This window comes from Oceanisphaera profunda (assembly GCF_002157895.1).
In the GTDB taxonomy this organism is placed as follows: Bacteria; Pseudomonadota; Gammaproteobacteria; order Enterobacterales; family Aeromonadaceae; genus Oceanimonas; species Oceanimonas profunda.
In genome coordinates, this window is sequence record NZ_CP021377.1 from 1,121,758 (window position 1) to 1,138,112 (window position 16,355).

At 48.6% G+C, this 16,355-nt stretch carries 14 protein-coding genes; 3 read left to right on the plus strand and 11 right to left on the minus strand.

The features are described 5' to 3' along the window. Positions 1-59: 59 nt before the first annotated feature. The 8 genes from CBP31_RS15510 to prfB all read right to left on the minus strand — a co-directional run bounded on the left by CBP31_RS15510 (position 60) and on the right by prfB (position 7,862). Positions 60-479 carry a hypothetical protein gene (locus CBP31_RS15510; RefSeq protein WP_151898780.1) on the minus strand — a complete coding sequence of 140 codons (420 nt, stop codon included), beginning with the start codon at positions 477-479 and terminating at the stop codon, positions 60-62. A gap of 128 nt (positions 480-607) precedes the next feature. After that, complete coding sequence (locus CBP31_RS04860) at positions 608-985, minus strand: Ltp family lipoprotein (RefSeq protein WP_087035122.1); 378 nt, start codon at positions 983-985, stop codon at positions 608-610. Positions 986-1,024: 39 nt separating this feature from the next. Continuing rightward, positions 1,025-1,360: a hypothetical protein gene (locus tag CBP31_RS04865; protein WP_087035123.1), complete on the minus strand. Its 336-nt coding sequence runs from the start codon at positions 1,358-1,360 to the stop codon at positions 1,025-1,027. After that, on the minus strand, positions 1,357-1,692 hold the full coding sequence (locus CBP31_RS04870) for a hypothetical protein (protein ID WP_087035124.1): 336 nt from the start codon (positions 1,690-1,692) through the stop codon (positions 1,357-1,359). The genes CBP31_RS04865 and CBP31_RS04870 overlap by 4 nt, the downstream gene beginning before the upstream one ends. A 96-nt stretch (positions 1,693-1,788) precedes the next feature. Further along, the gene (locus CBP31_RS04875) at positions 1,789-2,514 is read right to left on the minus strand and encodes a hypothetical protein (protein WP_087035125.1); all 726 of its coding nucleotides are present in this window, start codon (positions 2,512-2,514) and stop codon (positions 1,789-1,791) included. Between the two features lie 687 nt (positions 2,515-3,201). After that, on the minus strand, positions 3,202-4,728 hold the full coding sequence (locus CBP31_RS04880; RefSeq protein ID WP_087035126.1) for an FMN-binding glutamate synthase family protein: 1,527 nt from the start codon (positions 4,726-4,728) through the stop codon (positions 3,202-3,204). Between the two features lie 525 nt (positions 4,729-5,253). Continuing rightward, complete coding sequence (lysS, locus tag CBP31_RS04885) at positions 5,254-6,741, minus strand: lysine--tRNA ligase (RefSeq protein ID WP_161492506.1); 1,488 nt, start codon at positions 6,739-6,741, stop codon at positions 5,254-5,256. A 22-nt stretch (positions 6,742-6,763) separates the two neighbouring features. Continuing rightward, positions 6,764-7,862 (minus strand): peptide chain release factor 2 gene (gene prfB, locus CBP31_RS04890; RefSeq protein ID WP_151898781.1). Its coding sequence is split into 2 segments (ribosomal slippage): positions 6,764-7,786 and positions 7,788-7,862, totalling 1,098 coding nucleotides; the frame shifts between segments, so codons are not numbered across the junction. 205 nt (positions 7,863-8,067) lie between these two features. Between prfB and CBP31_RS04895 the strand changes: the two genes are divergently transcribed. Continuing rightward, a complete protein-coding gene (locus CBP31_RS04895; protein WP_087035128.1) occupies positions 8,068-9,951 on the plus strand; it encodes a methyl-accepting chemotaxis protein in 1,884 nt (627 codons plus the stop codon). Positions 9,952-10,226: 275 nt separating this feature from the next. Next, the gene (locus CBP31_RS04900; RefSeq protein WP_087035129.1) at positions 10,227-10,553 is read left to right on the plus strand and encodes a c-type cytochrome; all 327 of its coding nucleotides are present in this window, start codon (positions 10,227-10,229) and stop codon (positions 10,551-10,553) included. A 592-nt stretch (positions 10,554-11,145) separates the two neighbouring features. Here CBP31_RS04900 and recJ read toward each other — a convergent pair. Next, complete coding sequence (gene recJ, locus CBP31_RS04905) at positions 11,146-12,891, minus strand: single-stranded-DNA-specific exonuclease RecJ (RefSeq protein WP_227875150.1); 1,746 nt, start codon at positions 12,889-12,891, stop codon at positions 11,146-11,148. Between the two features lie 461 nt (positions 12,892-13,352). Next, positions 13,353-14,240 carry a site-specific tyrosine recombinase XerD gene (xerD, locus tag CBP31_RS04910; RefSeq protein ID WP_087035130.1) on the minus strand — a complete coding sequence of 296 codons (888 nt, stop codon included), beginning with the start codon at positions 14,238-14,240 and terminating at the stop codon, positions 13,353-13,355. A gap of 74 nt (positions 14,241-14,314) precedes the next feature. Between xerD and fldB the strand changes: the two genes are divergently transcribed. Next, positions 14,315-14,830 (plus strand): flavodoxin FldB, encoded by a 516-nt coding sequence (gene fldB, locus CBP31_RS04915; protein WP_087035131.1) that lies wholly within the window; start codon positions 14,315-14,317, stop codon positions 14,828-14,830. 105 nt (positions 14,831-14,935) lie between these two features. On the opposite strand, the gene brnQ is transcribed toward fldB, so the two are convergent. After that, on the minus strand, positions 14,936-16,246 hold the full coding sequence (gene brnQ, locus CBP31_RS04920) for a branched-chain amino acid transport system II carrier protein (RefSeq protein WP_087035132.1): 1,311 nt from the start codon (positions 16,244-16,246) through the stop codon (positions 14,936-14,938). Positions 16,247-16,355: the final 109 nt, after the last annotated feature.

The following is a 16,355-nucleotide window of genomic DNA, read 5'->3' on the forward strand; positions in this document are numbered from 1 at the left end:
TAACGTTTAAGCTAACCGGCCGCGCGTTAGCGCGGTCGGGTTGAGTTAATTGTTAAGGCTTACTTTAATTCGTTATAAGCTTTCATATTTGAATTGTATAGCATCTCAATAGTAGAAAAATTGGGATAATACCTATCAAGTTGTTTATTCAAAACTCTTAACTTGACGTTATTCAGAGTTAGTGAGCAGAGTTTTTTGTATGATTTAATATTTGAATCAACAAGCATTTTTTGAGTTGAATAAGAATCTGGATATTTCCTTCTCATTTCATTTTTGACATCAGAATATGCTTTCTCGTATCCAATAGAGCATATTGGATTATTGCTTGGTGGAATCGTATTTTGTTGTTTTATTTGCTTTGTTTTTGGTGAACAATCTTCAGAACTAGATGCATACCATGTTTCACCCACTTGGCACATTGCGTAACTGTTGGGTATATACAAAAGCGCCATAAATATGATTAAAAAACGTAATAGCACTTTGTTCTCCATTTTTGAGTTTAACGCTTTGCTAATGGCCTGCCGCAGCGCAGCGTAGGAAGTCCCGTGGAGGCCACGTTTTTTGTGGCCGGAACGAAATTAAGCGACTTGTTAGGCCGCCTTTCCGTTTAGCAAGCCCCCGCCTGTTTTGCCCCGTAAGTTGCTTGACTCGAGGTGTACTTATCTCCATGGCTAGATGAAAGCAGCTCAATAAGCCCTTTGCACGAGAAACCTTGAATACTTAGGTATTGTTTTGCAGATTTTACCGCCTGCTTATTCCAATCAATATTCATGCTATCGACAGCTACAGTTGCATCAGAAACGTTATAACCATCTCCATAGTCTGACGAGAGTTGCTCAATAAGACCGTTGCGTGAAAAGCCTTGGATGCTTATGTATTGCTGGGCAGACCTTACAGCATTTTTTTGAGGACCAGTTAAGCTATTGGCCCACGTAGGCGCAGCAGCAAACAAAACGGCAACCATCGCTAACTTCAAAAAATTCATACTAATTTCTCCATACGTGAAAAATGTGAGCCTAACGCCTCAATCAGCCGACGCCTTAGCGGTCGGCTGCATTGATTTGTTAGGCTTTTCTGCCGCAATGGCGCGATGACTGTTGCCCTCGCCCCATATATAATATGCATTTGAAAATGTAGCTAACAGACCGCTTAGCAAAACAAAAACGGCAAGATATTTGGCCATTCTGTAATTAAGCTCGCCAGATTTAACGCGCTTCCATTCATGTTTTAAGAGCGGTTTACTTGCCTCCCTCAAAGGATCACAAACCTTTCTCGCCTCTGACAATTCGTTATTATGATAGTGCTCTCTCGTTTTATAAAGCGCCGACAGAAAGGCATCATTTAATTTTTTTCCTTTCACATTTTTTCACTGTCATTAATTCGAAAGATTATGTCGTTGTATGATTCGTTGACCCTTGCATATATTTCTTCCACATCTCGGGCCATCTCGAATTTATCTCGCTTTTCTTCCGGGCGCGCTGAATGATGGATATATAGTGTTGATAGGTATGTAAGTGATGAAATATATCGCGCGATAGAGTTTCTGAGCGAATTAATCCACTCCTGCCTAAACTCCGATATTTTATTTTCTTTCGATGCCACAAGATTTGTGAACGCGAAATATCCAGCAATTAAAGCAGCAAACATTGCCCCCAATAAAACAACAGCGTTTTTCCCGATTACTGCGTCCAATCTATGTTCTCCTTGAGAGCCTAACGCTAAGCTTTGGGGCGGCTGGAGCGCAGCGTAAGACGTCCCAGCCACGATAGTGGCGACAATAGCGCCTTGTTAGTTTTTCTTGAACACTTCGCCAACATAACTCTTAAAACCGTCCGGCAACCCATTATGGAAGAATGCAAAATAGCACTTACAATTCCCTTGCGATATCTCGTCTTCACTGCATGTACATGCCTTAAAGGCCTCAATCTTTTGCTCGCCGTGATGAATTACCGTTTTTTCGTCGTAAGGGAGAAAAGCTACAATCCTAAACTCATCTTCATGTTGGTAACGATAGTGTTTGGTAAATACTGCCTCATTAGCAGGTAAGTAAGAAATTCCTGCGTTATCTGTGTAATAGGTCACGTTTTTAGCGATGACCTCACCGCCAAGTTTTTCTTCAAATAAAAACTTCATAAACTCGATCAAATACTCAACGTTAAACTCAATGCATACATCTGCATTAAATTCCTCAAAAAGCTCTTCATCATTCTTTTTATTGCTTAGACAAATACACAAGCAATGTCTTGTAGGAAGCCTAAATTTTATATTTGAAGCAAAGTCTTCAGGAGGAAAGTCGATTCCCGCAAAATTTAACGTTATAGAGCCCGGTGAAAACTCAAACTTTTTAAACGCCTCGTCATCACGCATATTCTCGTTTTCGAGGCGAGAGTAATGTCGAATATCGCAAAATCGAATACTGGCGTTTTCTTCAACTAATCCTTTCAGAACATCCCATTTTCCATAAAGATATTTGTACATGATCCCACCGAAAAATAACATTTTAATAGTGCGCATGCGTACTTGCGCTCATTGGACCAGATAGCAAAGAGCAAATAACCAACTGATCTTGTTGGTCATTTTTAACAACCACGCACCTTGCCATGCGATAAAACGCGCATGCTCATTTTACTGCTTGATCATGCTCAGTATTAACGGGCGCACCAGATACAAGCCATTGATAAATAATCGGTTTAAAAATATTACTGAGCATATATGAGCATCAGGTTTCAGCAATACGAGCATGCTAATAGAGCAACGGAAAATATACTGTATAAACGCTCAGGCTTAGGGCCGCAACGCTCTGCATCTTCATTTCCATGAAGCATGGTTTTTATATGTGACCATTTTGGACGGAGTGAGTGTGAAGTTCAATTAAAAAACCATACAAAATGTACCGTAATGCGACTAACTTTCAGAAAATATTGCGCTGCCTAAGAGCTAATGCCCTATGACGGCTCCGCCTCTTGTAATAAAGCCCAAATAAAAAGAGAGATCCTGATTTTCATCAGGATGACGGCAAATATTTTCCGCTGAGACGGGACTGCCGAATGCTCTTTATATAAAAATGGGCAGGCTACAAAACAGGATTTGAAGTTTGAGCGTAAGGCATACGCCGTGCTGAACACCGATATCAAAAAAGGCGTGAGGGTTTTATCCCTCACGCCTTACGATTCACGCTTCACGCTTCACAAGCTCCAAAGTCTATCGGCCTTGTTCCATAATTTCCGGCTTTAAGCGGCGTGATGTTTCTGGGTACAGCAGGTTAAGTGCTACCGCGCCACCATCGACCACCACGGCGGCATGCTCGCGATTAAGCAACCTTGGCTCTGCCACGCCACAAGAGTGCGCAATACTTTCTACCTCATGTACCAGGTTATTATGGTAGCTAGCGATGCGCGAGGCTTTTACATCAGGTACTAAGCCTTGTTGTAAGCGGGGATTGTGAGTGGTGATACCGGTCGGGCAGGTATTCTTATTACATTGCAGCGCTTGAATACATCCCAGCCCAAACAAGAAACCGCGTGCAGAAACTACAAAGTCGGCGCCCATGCAAATAGCGACGGCCACGTCGGTGGGGTTTATCAGCTTGCCAGAGGCAATAACGCGAATGCGATCTCTTAAATCGTGGCGAATCAGCTGATTAACTAACAGCGGCAGGCTGTCTCGCAGGGGTAAACCCACACTGTCCATCAGTGGCATAGGTGCGGCACCCGTGCCGCCGTCCGAACTGTCTAGCGTGATAAAATCCGGGGCAAAATCTGCTCCTCTGGCATTCACGCGCTCACAAAACTCGGTGAGCCAATGAGTGGTACCCAGTACCAATTTAAAACCCACCGGCTTGCCAGTGACCTCTCGCACATGCACCACAAAATCGAGCAGCGTATCAATACAGCTAATTTCTGGATGGCGGTTGGGGCTAATCGAAGCCTCGCCAACTGCAATGCCACGGGTTTGGGCTATTTCTACGGTGACTTTTTCGGCAGGGAGTATGCCGCCTTTACCCGGCTTAGCGCCTTGTGAGAGCTTGATTTCAAACATTTTTACTTGCTCAAGATCGGCCAAGGCTTTTAGTTTGCCATCATCCAGCTTGCCCTGTTCATCGCGCACGCCGTATTTAGCGGTACCGATTTGAAAGACAATGTCGCCGCCGCCTTCTAAGTGATAGGGGGATAATCCGCCTTCGCCGGTATTCATCCAGCAACCGGCTTTAGCAGCACCCATGCTCAAGGCTTGAATAGCAGGTTTAGATAAAGCACCAAAACTCATGCCGGAGATATTAAAAAAGGACGGGGCATCGTAAGGCACGCGGCAGTGGGTACCAATACGCATGGGCTGGGTTTGGGCGGCGTCTTCTTCCAGCGTAGGAAACGGGCAGTTTAAGAAGTAATAGGTGCCGGGTTTGGCAATGTCTCGGGTAGAGCCGAACGCCACTGTGTTATCGACGTTTTTAGCGGCTCGGTATACCCAAGAGCGCTGCGCTCGGTTAAAGGGCATTTCTTCTCTGTCCATGGCAAAGAAATACTGGCGAAAAAACTCACCTAAGTGCTCAAACATATAGCGAAAGCGGCCAATAATGGGGTAGTTTCGGCGAATACTGTGCATGGTTTGGCGCTTATCTGCGCGGTACATTCTCAGCCCAGTAATTGCTAAGCCCACAATCGTCAGTAGTAATACGCTACCCACCACGACGATAAAAATAACGGCTGCTTGAGTCCAACTTTCATTCATAGGGCTATTTATCCGGTCAGTAAAAAATCCGCTCATGCTAGCCTGAAGTCAACGCTAAGGCCACTCAGATATGAAGAGCGAAGGAATTGATATGCGTAGGATGACGGTTAATAGACAGCTAAGCAGTCAGCCATAACTACTATGGATAACCAAGGTCCAAACCGCGGCAAAGCTCTCTTCGTCAAAGTGACGGCCACCTACGGAAGATACCATACCCCGTAGCCGGCAATTTATTCGCCGGGCCAGCGTAGCTGGCTGTTTTTGAGGTTTAGGAATAAAACCCAAACCGTGCCGAATAAATTGGCACCTACAAGGGAGGAGACGGACATTTCCATGTAAACTATTGAATTAGTTGGCACTTAGTTCTCTGAAATATGGCTGATCTTTGTGGGTAATCGGGTAGTATTTAAACGTACGCCGTAAAACGTAATACCTACGGCGCTAAAAACAGCAGCAAAAAAGGCGTGAAGGGTTTCCCCCTCACGCCTTACGATTCACGCCTCACTTGCTCTTACGAGCAAAGTCTTACTTAGCGCTGGGGCGCAGTGTTGGGAACAGGATCACGTCACGTATGGTGTGTGAGTCTGTTAACAACATCACTAAGCGATCGATGCCGATACCTTGGCCGGCAGTAGGCGGCAGGCCGTGCTCGAGGGCGGTGATGTAGTCTTCGTCGAAGAACATGGCTTCGTCGTCGCCGGCTTCTTTTTGGTTTACTTGATCTAAGAAGCGCTGCGCCTGATCTTCTGCATCATTCAGCTCGGCAAAACCATTAGCAATTTCACGACCGCCGATAAAGAACTCGAAGCGCTCGGTAATGCTAGGATCGTTATCATTACGACGCGCCAGCGGTGATACTTCTGCTGGGTATTCGGTAATGAAAGTAGGTTGGATCAAACGGTGCTCTACGGTTTCTTCGAAGATCTCGGTGATCACACGGCCCAAGCCCCAGTTTTTCTCGGTCTTGATCTTTAAGTCTTTGGCTACTTCAAGCGCATTTTCTAAGGTGCTCAGTTGCTCAGCCGTTACTTCTGGATTAAATTTCAAGATTGAGTCTTTCATGCCCAAGCGCGCAAATGGCTGACCAAACTCGAAGGTTTCTTCACCGTATTGTACGGTTGAGCTACCCAGCACTTCTGTGGTGACGGTGCGCAGCATTTCTTCGGTGAAGTCCATCAGATCCTGATAGTTGGCATAAGCCCAGTAGAATTCCATCATGGTGAATTCTGGGTTATGACGCGGCGACAGGCCTTCATTTCGGAAGTTACGATTAATTTCGAATACTTTCTCAAAACCGCCAACCACCAAGCGCTTCAAATACAGCTCAGGCGCAATACGCAGATACATGTCCATATCCAACGCATTGTGATGGGTGATAAACGGACGAGCCGAAGCGCCGCCTGGGATCACTTGCATCATGGGTGTTTCCACTTCCATAAAGCCGTGGCCATTCATAAACTGGCGAATAGAAGCCATCACCTGTGAGCGCACCTGAAAGGTATGCCGCGAGTCTTCATTGGTGATCAAATCCAGATAGCGCTGGCGATAGCGGGTTTCTTGGTCGGTTAAACCGTGGAATTTCTCAGGCAGTGGGCGCAGCGCTTTAGTCAGCAGTTGGAAGTTATCCATGCTCACGTATAAATCGCCTTTGCCAGACTTATGCAAAATACCGGTCACGCCGATAATATCGCCGATGTCTAAACCGATGTACTGGTCTTTAATAATGGCTTGCGCACCTTTAGTGGTGTAAGCCTGAATGCGACCGCTCATATCTTGCAGCACTAAAAACGGACCGCGTTTAGCCATAATACGGCCGCCCACAGACACGGTTTTATTCAGCTCAATCAAGGCTTCTTTATCAAGCTCACCAAACTCGCTTTGCAAGTCGGCAGCCAAATGCTCGCGCTGAAAATTATTTGGGTGGCCATTAGCCGGACAATCTTTGCGAATGTGATCAAGCTTGGCACGGCGCTCGGCGATCAGCTTATTTTCGTCTAGTAACTGGTCTGTCATGATTTGCCTTTATAAAAACTGATTAGAGTCCGGACTTGAGGCTGGCCTCAATAAATTTGTCTAGACCACCGTCGAGTACGGCCTGAGTATTACTGGTTTCTACCCCAGTGCGTAAATCTTTAATGCGCGAGTCGTCCAATACATAAGAGCGGATCTGACTGCCCCAGCCGATGTCGGACTTGCTGTCTTCCATCGCCTGCTTTTCTACATTTTTTTTCTGCAGCTCATATTCATAAAGCTTAGCTTTTAGCTGCTTCATCGCCTGATCGCGGTTTTTATGCTGGGATCGGTCGTTCTGACACTGCACGACTATACCAGTAGGTTCGTGGGTTAAACGTACGGCGGAATCGGTACGGTTAACGTGCTGACCACCAGCACCCGAGGCGCGATAGGTGTCGACGCGGATCTCTGAGGGATTAATCTCGATATGAATATCGTCGTCAATTTCTGGATACACAAACGCCGAACAGAATGAGGTGTGGCGACGACCGCCGGAGTCAAACGGCGATTTGCGCACTAAACGGTGCACACCCGACTCGGTACGTAACCAGCCAAACGCATACTCACCGCTAAACTTCACGGTTGCAGATTTAACGCCAGCCACATCACCGTCGGAGAGTTCAATAATTTCGGTTTTAAAGCCGCGCGCCTCACCCCAGCGCAAGTACATGCGCAGTACCATGTCGCACCAATCTTGGGCTTCGGTCCCGCCAGAGCCAGACTGCAAGTCCAGATAGCAGTCAGCAGAGTCGTGCTCACCGGAGAACATACGATGAAATTCCAGATCGATAAGCTTTTTATCCAGCACTTCTACGTCGGCTTTCGCTTCTTCGAAGGTTTCTTCGTCGTCTTCTTCTTGTGCCAGTTCAACCAGCTCAGCGATATCGACGATGCCGCGGTCTAACTCATCTAAGGTTTCAACCACGGTTTCCAGTGCGGATCTTTCTTTACCCAGTGCTTGGGCACGCTCGGGCTGATTCCATACATCCGGCTGCTCTAGCTCGGCGTTTACCTCTTCTAGACGCTCTTTCTTGGCGTCATAGTCAAAGGTACCCCCTAAGAAGCTCTGCCCGCTCGGACAGCTCCTTAAGTTTATTATTCACAGGGTTAACTTCTAACATGGGTCTAATGACTCTCTATTAACTGAGTAAGTGTACTGACTCGTATGCAGCGCTGTGCCAACATCAGTCGCCAATTCTACCGAAAGCTGACCACAAACGCAGTAGTCAGTGCTGACATTTCGACATACACACATGATTAAAATTTAGTTAAAGTTTTATTGCTAGTGGTCGATATTAACATTCCCCCTGCTGCCAGATATACAAAATGAATAACCTGAAATTAAAGCACAAAATTTTACTCAGCTTCATTGTGGCAATTACCATTACCGTCGCCGCACTGAGCACCATCAGTTTTCACAACCTAAAAACTCGTCTCTACGAAGACAGTGAAACCCTAGTCGCCAGCTTAAGCGAGCGCGAAGGCGAAAAAATCAGGCGCTGGTTTGATGTACGCCAACGCATGTTAGCCGCGGCTGGCCAGCAACTAGAGCAGGCTCAGCTGCCCGCTTTACAACAAGCGCAGGTCGCCGGTGGCTTTGCTTCTAGCTACTTTGGTAATGCTGATGGCGAGATGTTCGATTATCAATCAACTACTTATAATCGAGATTATGACCCGCGTAATCGCCCTTGGTATCAGCAAGCGATAGCTGCAAATAAGCCGATAATCACGCCTCCTTATGAAGATGCGACTGACTCTAGTCTGGTCGTAACCTTAGCAGAGCCGGTACGCACTCACGGTAAGATAACGGGCGTGATTGGTGGCGATGTCGCCATTAACAGCTTAATTTCTGACATTAACGCCATTAAATTACCGGCCAAAGGTTATGCCATTTTACTGAGCCGCGATGGTACTATTATCGCCTATCACGATGCGTCGATGATTTTACAGTCGGCCGCACGCATTGATGACGAGATTACGGTGGCCAATCAAAATAAATGGCTGCAAAGCGAGCACTTACATAAGGTGCAATTAAAAGACGAACATAAACTGGTCTATAGCCAAGCCGTGCCCGGCACCGACTGGCAGTTACTGATGGTGCTGGACCAAGCGGCACTGGAAGCTCCGCTAACGCCCATGTTATTGCAACAGCTGGGCATCGCTACCTTAGTAGTGATTGCCGCGGCAGTACTGATCAGCTTATTAGTACAGTGGTTGCTGGCACCCTTATTGCGCGTGTCTCAAGCCTTAGAACAAATTGCCAGTGGTCGAGGGGATTTAACCCGCCGTATCGACATTCAAAGCCAAGATGAAGTGGGCATGCTCGCCACCAACTTTAACCGCTTTGTAGCCAGCCAAGCGGAGCTAATTGGGCAAATTCGTAGCCAAGCCGAGTATTTGGGCAGCAACGCAGAGCAAGCCTCGGTACGCGCTAATCAAACCGTGACCGAGCTGGGCCGCCAGCAAGAAGAAGTGACCATGGTGGCCACCGCCGTCACCGAAATGGCCTCAGCCACGCAAGAAATAGCCAATAACGCCGAGCAAACTGCGACCGCAGCCCAGCAATCGAGCAGCAGTACCGCTCACGGTAAACAGCAGGTGAATAAAACGCGCGACTCTATTCAGTCGCTATCCCAAGAAATGATCCAAGCCGCCGAAGTGATCCAACGTTTGGATTTGCATGCCAGAGATATTTCCAGTGTGTTGTCGACCATTCAAGGTATTGCCGATCAAACTAACTTGTTGGCACTCAACGCCGCCATAGAAGCGGCCCGCGCCGGCGAGCAAGGTCGCGGCTTTGCGGTAGTGGCAGACGAAGTGCGGGTGTTATCTCAACGCACCCACGCCTCTACCGAAGAGATCCAAGAAACCATCACTAACTTGCAAAAGGCCACTAAAGAAGCGGTGCAACTGATGCAAACCAGCCGTAATTTAGCCGAGCTAAGCGTGGAAGATGCAGAAGCTGCGGCAGAGGCACTGACCGAAATCACCACCGCCGTTAGCCTTATCTCTGATATGGCCAGCCAAATTGCCACCGCCGCCGAAGAGCAAAGCCAAGTGACGGGTGAGATCACCCAGAACACGACCGCCATTAAAGACGTGGCGGACGAACTGGCCGAAGACGCCAATCAATCCTTGGCACAATCAAAAGACTTGCATGCACAAGCCGGCAAACTAAACGGCTTAGTGAGCGCTTTTATTTTGAAGTAAGCGGGTAGAGAACGCGGTACGCCTTACGTGAGCGTCACAGACAAAGCCTGCAAGCTACGAGCGTAAGGCGCTAAGCCATAAAAAAGAGGGAGCAACTTTGCTCCCTCTTTTTATAACTGCGCGCCAATAATGAAACTCAAGTGAGTCATTGCAGTAGGACTTGATTGAGATCAATAGCTGGTCAGTCGCAGTGCACTACTGTCTAGCTCATCGTTTTATTTGGCAGTGAAGCTCTCACTCCTAACAGCATTTACCTGCAGATTAAGGAAGGCATTATGTCTAAAAAATGGACTTCAAGCTTAGCACTTAGCCTATTACTGGGCGTAATGGCGCAAGCGGGTTTGGCCCATGCAGCGGGGGACGCTGCGGCCGGTGCCGATAAAGTCGCCGCCTGTGTGGCCTGTCATGGCGCAGAGGGCAAGCCGACGGTTGATATCTATCCGCAACTTGCTGGTCAAACTGCAGCCGACATCGAAAGCGCCCTCAATGCCTATAAGGCCGGTGAACGCACGACAGGTATGGCGGCCCTCATGACGCCGCAAGCGAAGAATTTAAGTGACCAAGATATTGCCGACATTGCTGCTTATTACAGCGCGTTGTAGCGGCGCGAAGTGCGAGCCGCTGTACGTTAAATAAAAATACCGTATTTATTCTTATGCCGTCTTACTGGGCTTGCCCCGGTATCTCGTTCTTAGGTATTAAGGCTCTAAAGCGAGATCCTGATGTACATCAGGATGACGGCATTGAACAAGATTCTAATTGGCATGAAGATGACGGCAGAGACTAAGATCCTGACGTGCGTCAGGATGACGGCTTAAACCTAAACTCAGCACTTTGCCGTCGTACCGGGCTCGCTCCGGTATCTCGTTCTTAGGCACTAAAACCCAAACACGAGATCCTGATGGGCATCAGGATGACGGCATTGAGCAAGATTCTAATTGGCATGAAGATGACGGCAGAGACTAAGATCCTGACGTGCGTCAGGATGACGGCTTAAACCTAAACTCAGCACTTTGCCGTCGTACCGGGCTTGCCCCGGTATCTCGTTCTTAGGTATTAAGGCTCTAAAGCGAGATCCTGATGTGCATCAGGAAGACGCCATAGACTAAGATCCTGACGTCCGTCAGGATGACGGCAAAACAACCAAAGACGCTGTTTTCTCCTCACGCCTCACTCTTTACGCTTCTCGGCCTGTTACAGCGGCGCTATTTTATCGATCATAAGCTGCAACGATTGCTTACCCTGCCACTCGTTAATATCTAACTTATACACCAACTGCACCAAATTGATGGCGGCGTTGGGCCACACTTTAAGATCCACATTAAAGGCTATGGCATCTATTAAGGTGCGGCCTTCGTCAGGGCTAAGCACTAACTTTAAGTGTTTTTCGCCCACCAAGCGTTGTTTGATAATTCTAAAGTCACCATCAAATAACGGCTCGGGGAATGACTGGCCCCACGGGCCGGCAAGCCGTAGCTGTTCGGCGAGCGGTAAGTTGAGCTCTGAGGTTTCAAGCTGCCCGTCCGTTAATATTTCTCCGGCTAGTAATTCTGGGCTCACCCAATCGGCGACGATACGCTCAAATGCCGCCTTAAACGGCGCCAATGCGGACTTGCGCAGTGATAAGCCCGCCGCCATGGCATGGCCGCCAAATTTATCAATCACGCCCGGGTGTTGGCGGTCTACTTCTTCTAATAAATCCCGTAAATGCACGCCAGGAATAGAGCGACCTGAGCCTTTTAGTTCATCGTCACCGGCTTCGGCAAAGGCGATCACCGGTCTGTGATAACGCTCTTTAATGCGTGACGCCACGAGTCCCACCACACCTTGATGCCAATCATCTTGGTGCAACACTAAGCCGTTTGGCAGCTCGCCTTCGCTGATGTGAATTTTGGTGAGGCTGGCTAACGCTTCATGCTGCATGCTGGCCTCTATCGCCTTACGCTCGCGGTTAAGGTCGTCCATCATGACGGCTAACTTACGTGCTTCGTCTAAATTTTCGCTCAGTAAACAGGCCACGCCCATCGACATATCATCGAGCCGCCCTACTGCATTAAGCCGTGGCCCCAAGGCAAAACCTAAATCACTGGCCACTAAGCGCGCTTGATTACGCTGTGAGATATCAAGCAATGCCTGAATACCCGGCCGCACCCGTCCGGCGCGCATGCGTTGCAAACCTTGGTGCACTAATACTCGGTTGTTATCGTCCAGCGCCACCACATCCGCCACCGTACCCAGCGCCACTAAGTCCAGATATTCCCCCATGTTAGGTGCGGTGAGCCCAAGGCGAGTAAACCAGCCTTGTTCGGTAAGAGCGGCACGCAGCGCCAGCAATAAATAAAAGGCCACGCCCACACCGGCTAAATTCTTAGAGGGGAAATCACAGCCATGCTGATTGGGATTAACGATGGCCGCGGCATCGGGTACTTCATGGCCGGGCAAGTGGTGGTCGGTGACTATCACTTGCATGCCCAGCGCATTGGCCGCCGCCACGCCGCTCATGCTGGAAATGCCGTTATCGACCGTGATCAGCAGCTCGCCGCCCATTACCGCCACTTCATCAACCACTTTGGGGCTTAAGCCATATCCATAATCGAAACGATTGGGCACCAAATACTGCACTTTCTCCGCACCCATGGCGCGCAAGCCGTGCACCATTAACGCCGAGCTAGTGGCACCATCACAGTCAAAGTCTCCGACTATCACAATGCTGCGCTGCTCGCTCAAGCCTTGCACTAGCACTTTAACCGCCTCACTCATGCCTTTAAAGGTGGGTTTCAGTAAGGAGCTGGCACTCAAATTAAGCTGCTCTGGGCTAACCACGCCACGGCTGGCATAGAGCCGCTGAATAATAGCGGGCAAATCGCTGGGCAATTGATGGTCTTGGCTTTGGCGGCGACGAATAGTCAGGCGTGCAGGTGTGGTCATAGGGGCTGGCATAGGGCTATCACATGAGTACTGGTTATTTAAACAGGGAGGCAACACTAACCGCGCTGCCGATATTTTGCAATGAGACGGTAGCGCCCGGCGCCTAGCACCAAGCGCCGAGCTAAAAGATAAATATCAGACCTAAGACCGGCTTTGCCACGGAACCCACGGAAGAACACGGAAAAATTAAGCCGAGATAAGATCGACGAAAGATAAGATCTTATTAATGGTAAAAGCCCGCACTTTGAAGAATTTTTTAGCTCTTACCTCTTAAGGCTCTTATCTTGGCTTTGTCCCTTTCAGATCTGCTCACTATTTTTCGTGTGTTTCGCGACTCTCGTAACAAAAAAGCGTTGCAGATATATCTTTAGTCTTTAAACACCTAAGTCGAGATCCTTATCCTCAATAGGATGACGGCTTAAAAATAAACACCGATCCTTATTGAGCTTGGCGCTTGGTGCTCGGCGCTGTCGTTAGCCTCTTGGATGGTGCTCTTGGTGTAGGGCATTGAGTCTGTGGGTGGCGACGTGGGTGTAGATTTGGGTGGTGGATAAATCTGAGTGGCCCAAGAGCATTTGTACCACGCGCAGGTCAGCGCCGTGGTTTAAAAGATGGGTAGCAAAGGCGTGGCGCAGGGTGTGCGGCGATAAGTCATTGTTAATGCCGGCGCGCAGGGCGTAGATTTTAATGCGATGCCAAAATGTTTGGCGGGTCATTTGTCGGGCGCGACGCGACGGAAATACCACATCAGACGGCTGCTCTCCCAGAAGAAAAGCGCGCGCTTCTTTTAAATAACGCTCCAGCCAGTGCAATGCCTCTTCGCCCATGGGCACTAAGCGTTCTTTATTACCCTTGCCGGTGACGCGTACTAAGCCTTGGCGCAAGCTGATGCTTTCCATAGAAAGACTGACTAATTCTGTGACCCGCAAGCCCGTGGCGTAGAGCAGTTCCAGCATGGCTTTATCGCGCAGCTCAAGCGGATCTGCTACCTCTGGCGCGTCCAGTAGATTTAACACCTGTTGCTCACTTAAGTCTTTGGGTAAGCGTTTGGGTAATTTAGGGCCGGCAATCAAGATGCTGGGGTCATCCACACGCAGCTGCTCGCGATGCAGATACTGAAAAAAGCGCCGCAATACACTGAGCATACGTGCCGTGCTGCTGGCCTTAAAGCCTAGGTCCAAACGATGGGCTAAATACTGCTGCAGGGTTAAACCTTCTACGGCGACCAAGCTATCGCCCTCGCCGTCTAACCAGCGAGCAAAGTGTGTTAAGTCACTGCGATAGGATGCCAGCGTATTATCTGCCAGCCCCTTTTCCAGCCACAGCGTATCTACAAATTGTTCAATTAATGGATAACTCATTACCACTCCAAACTCTGCTCACAGAAAAGCTTCTGTTATGATAGTTCCATTGTCCGAAATGATAACGGGATCCCATGAATATCGGTTTATTTTACGGTTCAACGACCTGCTATACCGAGATAGCCGCCGAAAAAATTGGCGAGCAACTCGGCGCTGACTTGGTCGATCTGCATAATATCAAGGATGTGCCATTGGCGCGCGCCCAAGACTACCCGATCCTGATTTTCGGCATTTCCACTTGGGATTTTGGCGAGCTGCAAGAAGACTGGGAGTCACAATGGAGCGACATCGATAGCCTCAATCTGGCAGGTCATGTGGTGGCGCTATTTGGTATGGGCGATCAGCTCGGCTACGGCGAATGGTTTCAAGACGCACTGGGTTTATTACACGACAAAGTAGTGGCCTGTGGCGCTACTGTAGTGGGTTATTGGCCGAACTTTGGCTATGAGTTTGAAGCCTCTAAAGCGCTTACCGAAGACGGTGAATATTTTGTGGGTTTATCGCTGGATGAAGCCAACCAGTACGATGACACAGATACCCGCATTGAAACTTGGGTGACACAAATTTTGGAAGAGATTTCGGCGCTGTAGCCCGCTGCGCGGGAATGTTGAATGCTTAATGTTGAATGAAAAGCACCGAACTTGCAGGCTCGGTGTTTATCTTTATTTCGTTATTCAACATTAAAAATTAAGCATTTAACATTGCACTTCTTCCTTTCGCGCTGCCTTATTCACTGCCAGCCCAATCACAGTCGCGACCACAGTGGGCAATACCCAAGCCATGCCGATATCAAACATTGGTAGCCAATGAAAAACGCTCATCTCTAAGCCTGCCGCTTGCAAGCCATCGACTAAGCCAAAGGCAAAGGCTACCGCTAAGATAAAGCGAAAGGCGAAGATGGGCGCGCGCATGAAAGGCCGCACATAGGTGGCCAGCACTAAGGCTACCGCCACCGGATAACAGGCCACTAATACCGGTACCGACACCGAAATTAAAGTATCCAGCCCCACATTCGCCACCAGCATGCAGAGCAGCGCATTAATCACCACCCAGCTGCGATAACTGAGCTTACCGGTTAAGCGATAAAAGTAGTCGGCACAAGCAGACACCAGCCCCACGGCGGTAGTAATACAGGCCAAAAACACGATGGCGGCTAAAATCCACAAGCCCGGCGGGCCAAACAGCGCTAACACATAGGCACTGATGATCTCGGCACCATTGTTAGCTGAGTCCACCACTCCTAAGCTGGTGCCACCTAAAATAAACAGCGACACATACACAAAGCCCAAACCGACCGCGGCAATCAGCGCCGCAACCATTAAGTAGCGTGATTGTGCGCGCTTATCGGTCACGCCTTTTTGGCGCAGTACGTCCAAAATCAGCATGCCAAAGATCAGCGCCGCAAAGGTGTCCATGGTGTTGTAGCCTTCGAGAAAACCTTTCACAAACGGTTGGGCTAAATAGAGGTCATCTACCGGCGGCTGTGTGCCCTGCGGGTTGATAAATACCGCTAAAGCCAGCCCTATTAACAGCAGCAATAAAATTGGCGTTAAGACCTTGCCTACCGCATCCAATAAACGGCCTTGATTCAACGACAGCAATAATACCAAGCCAAAAAAGCCAATGGTGTACAGGGTCAAAGTAGTTTGGGTAGGGTTAGCTAAAAAGGGTTTCAAGCCCATTTCATAGGCCACTAAGCCGGTGCGAGGCGTAGCAAAAGCAGGGCCTATGATAATAAAAATGGCCGTGGCCATGACAGTAACTACCATAGGCGGCAAGTAACGAGCCATGGTGGGTAAGCCGCCACCTGCCAGTGCCGCCGCCACTAGCGTGACTAACGGCAAGCCCACGCCAGTTAGCAAAAAGCCGCTCATGGCGCTGGTTAAATGTTCACCGGCTAAAAAACCCGTAAGCGGCGGGAAAATAATATTTCCGGCGCCCAAGAAAAAGGCAAAGGTCATAAAACCTAAACCTAATACATCAAAAGTGGATAACGACTTGTTCACGAACACCTCTTGCGGCAGCTAGCAAAACGCGAGCTTAATTTGCAGTCAAACGATAATGACGAGACGACTGGCCACCAGAGATCCCTTCCTAGGAACACACATTGGTTAT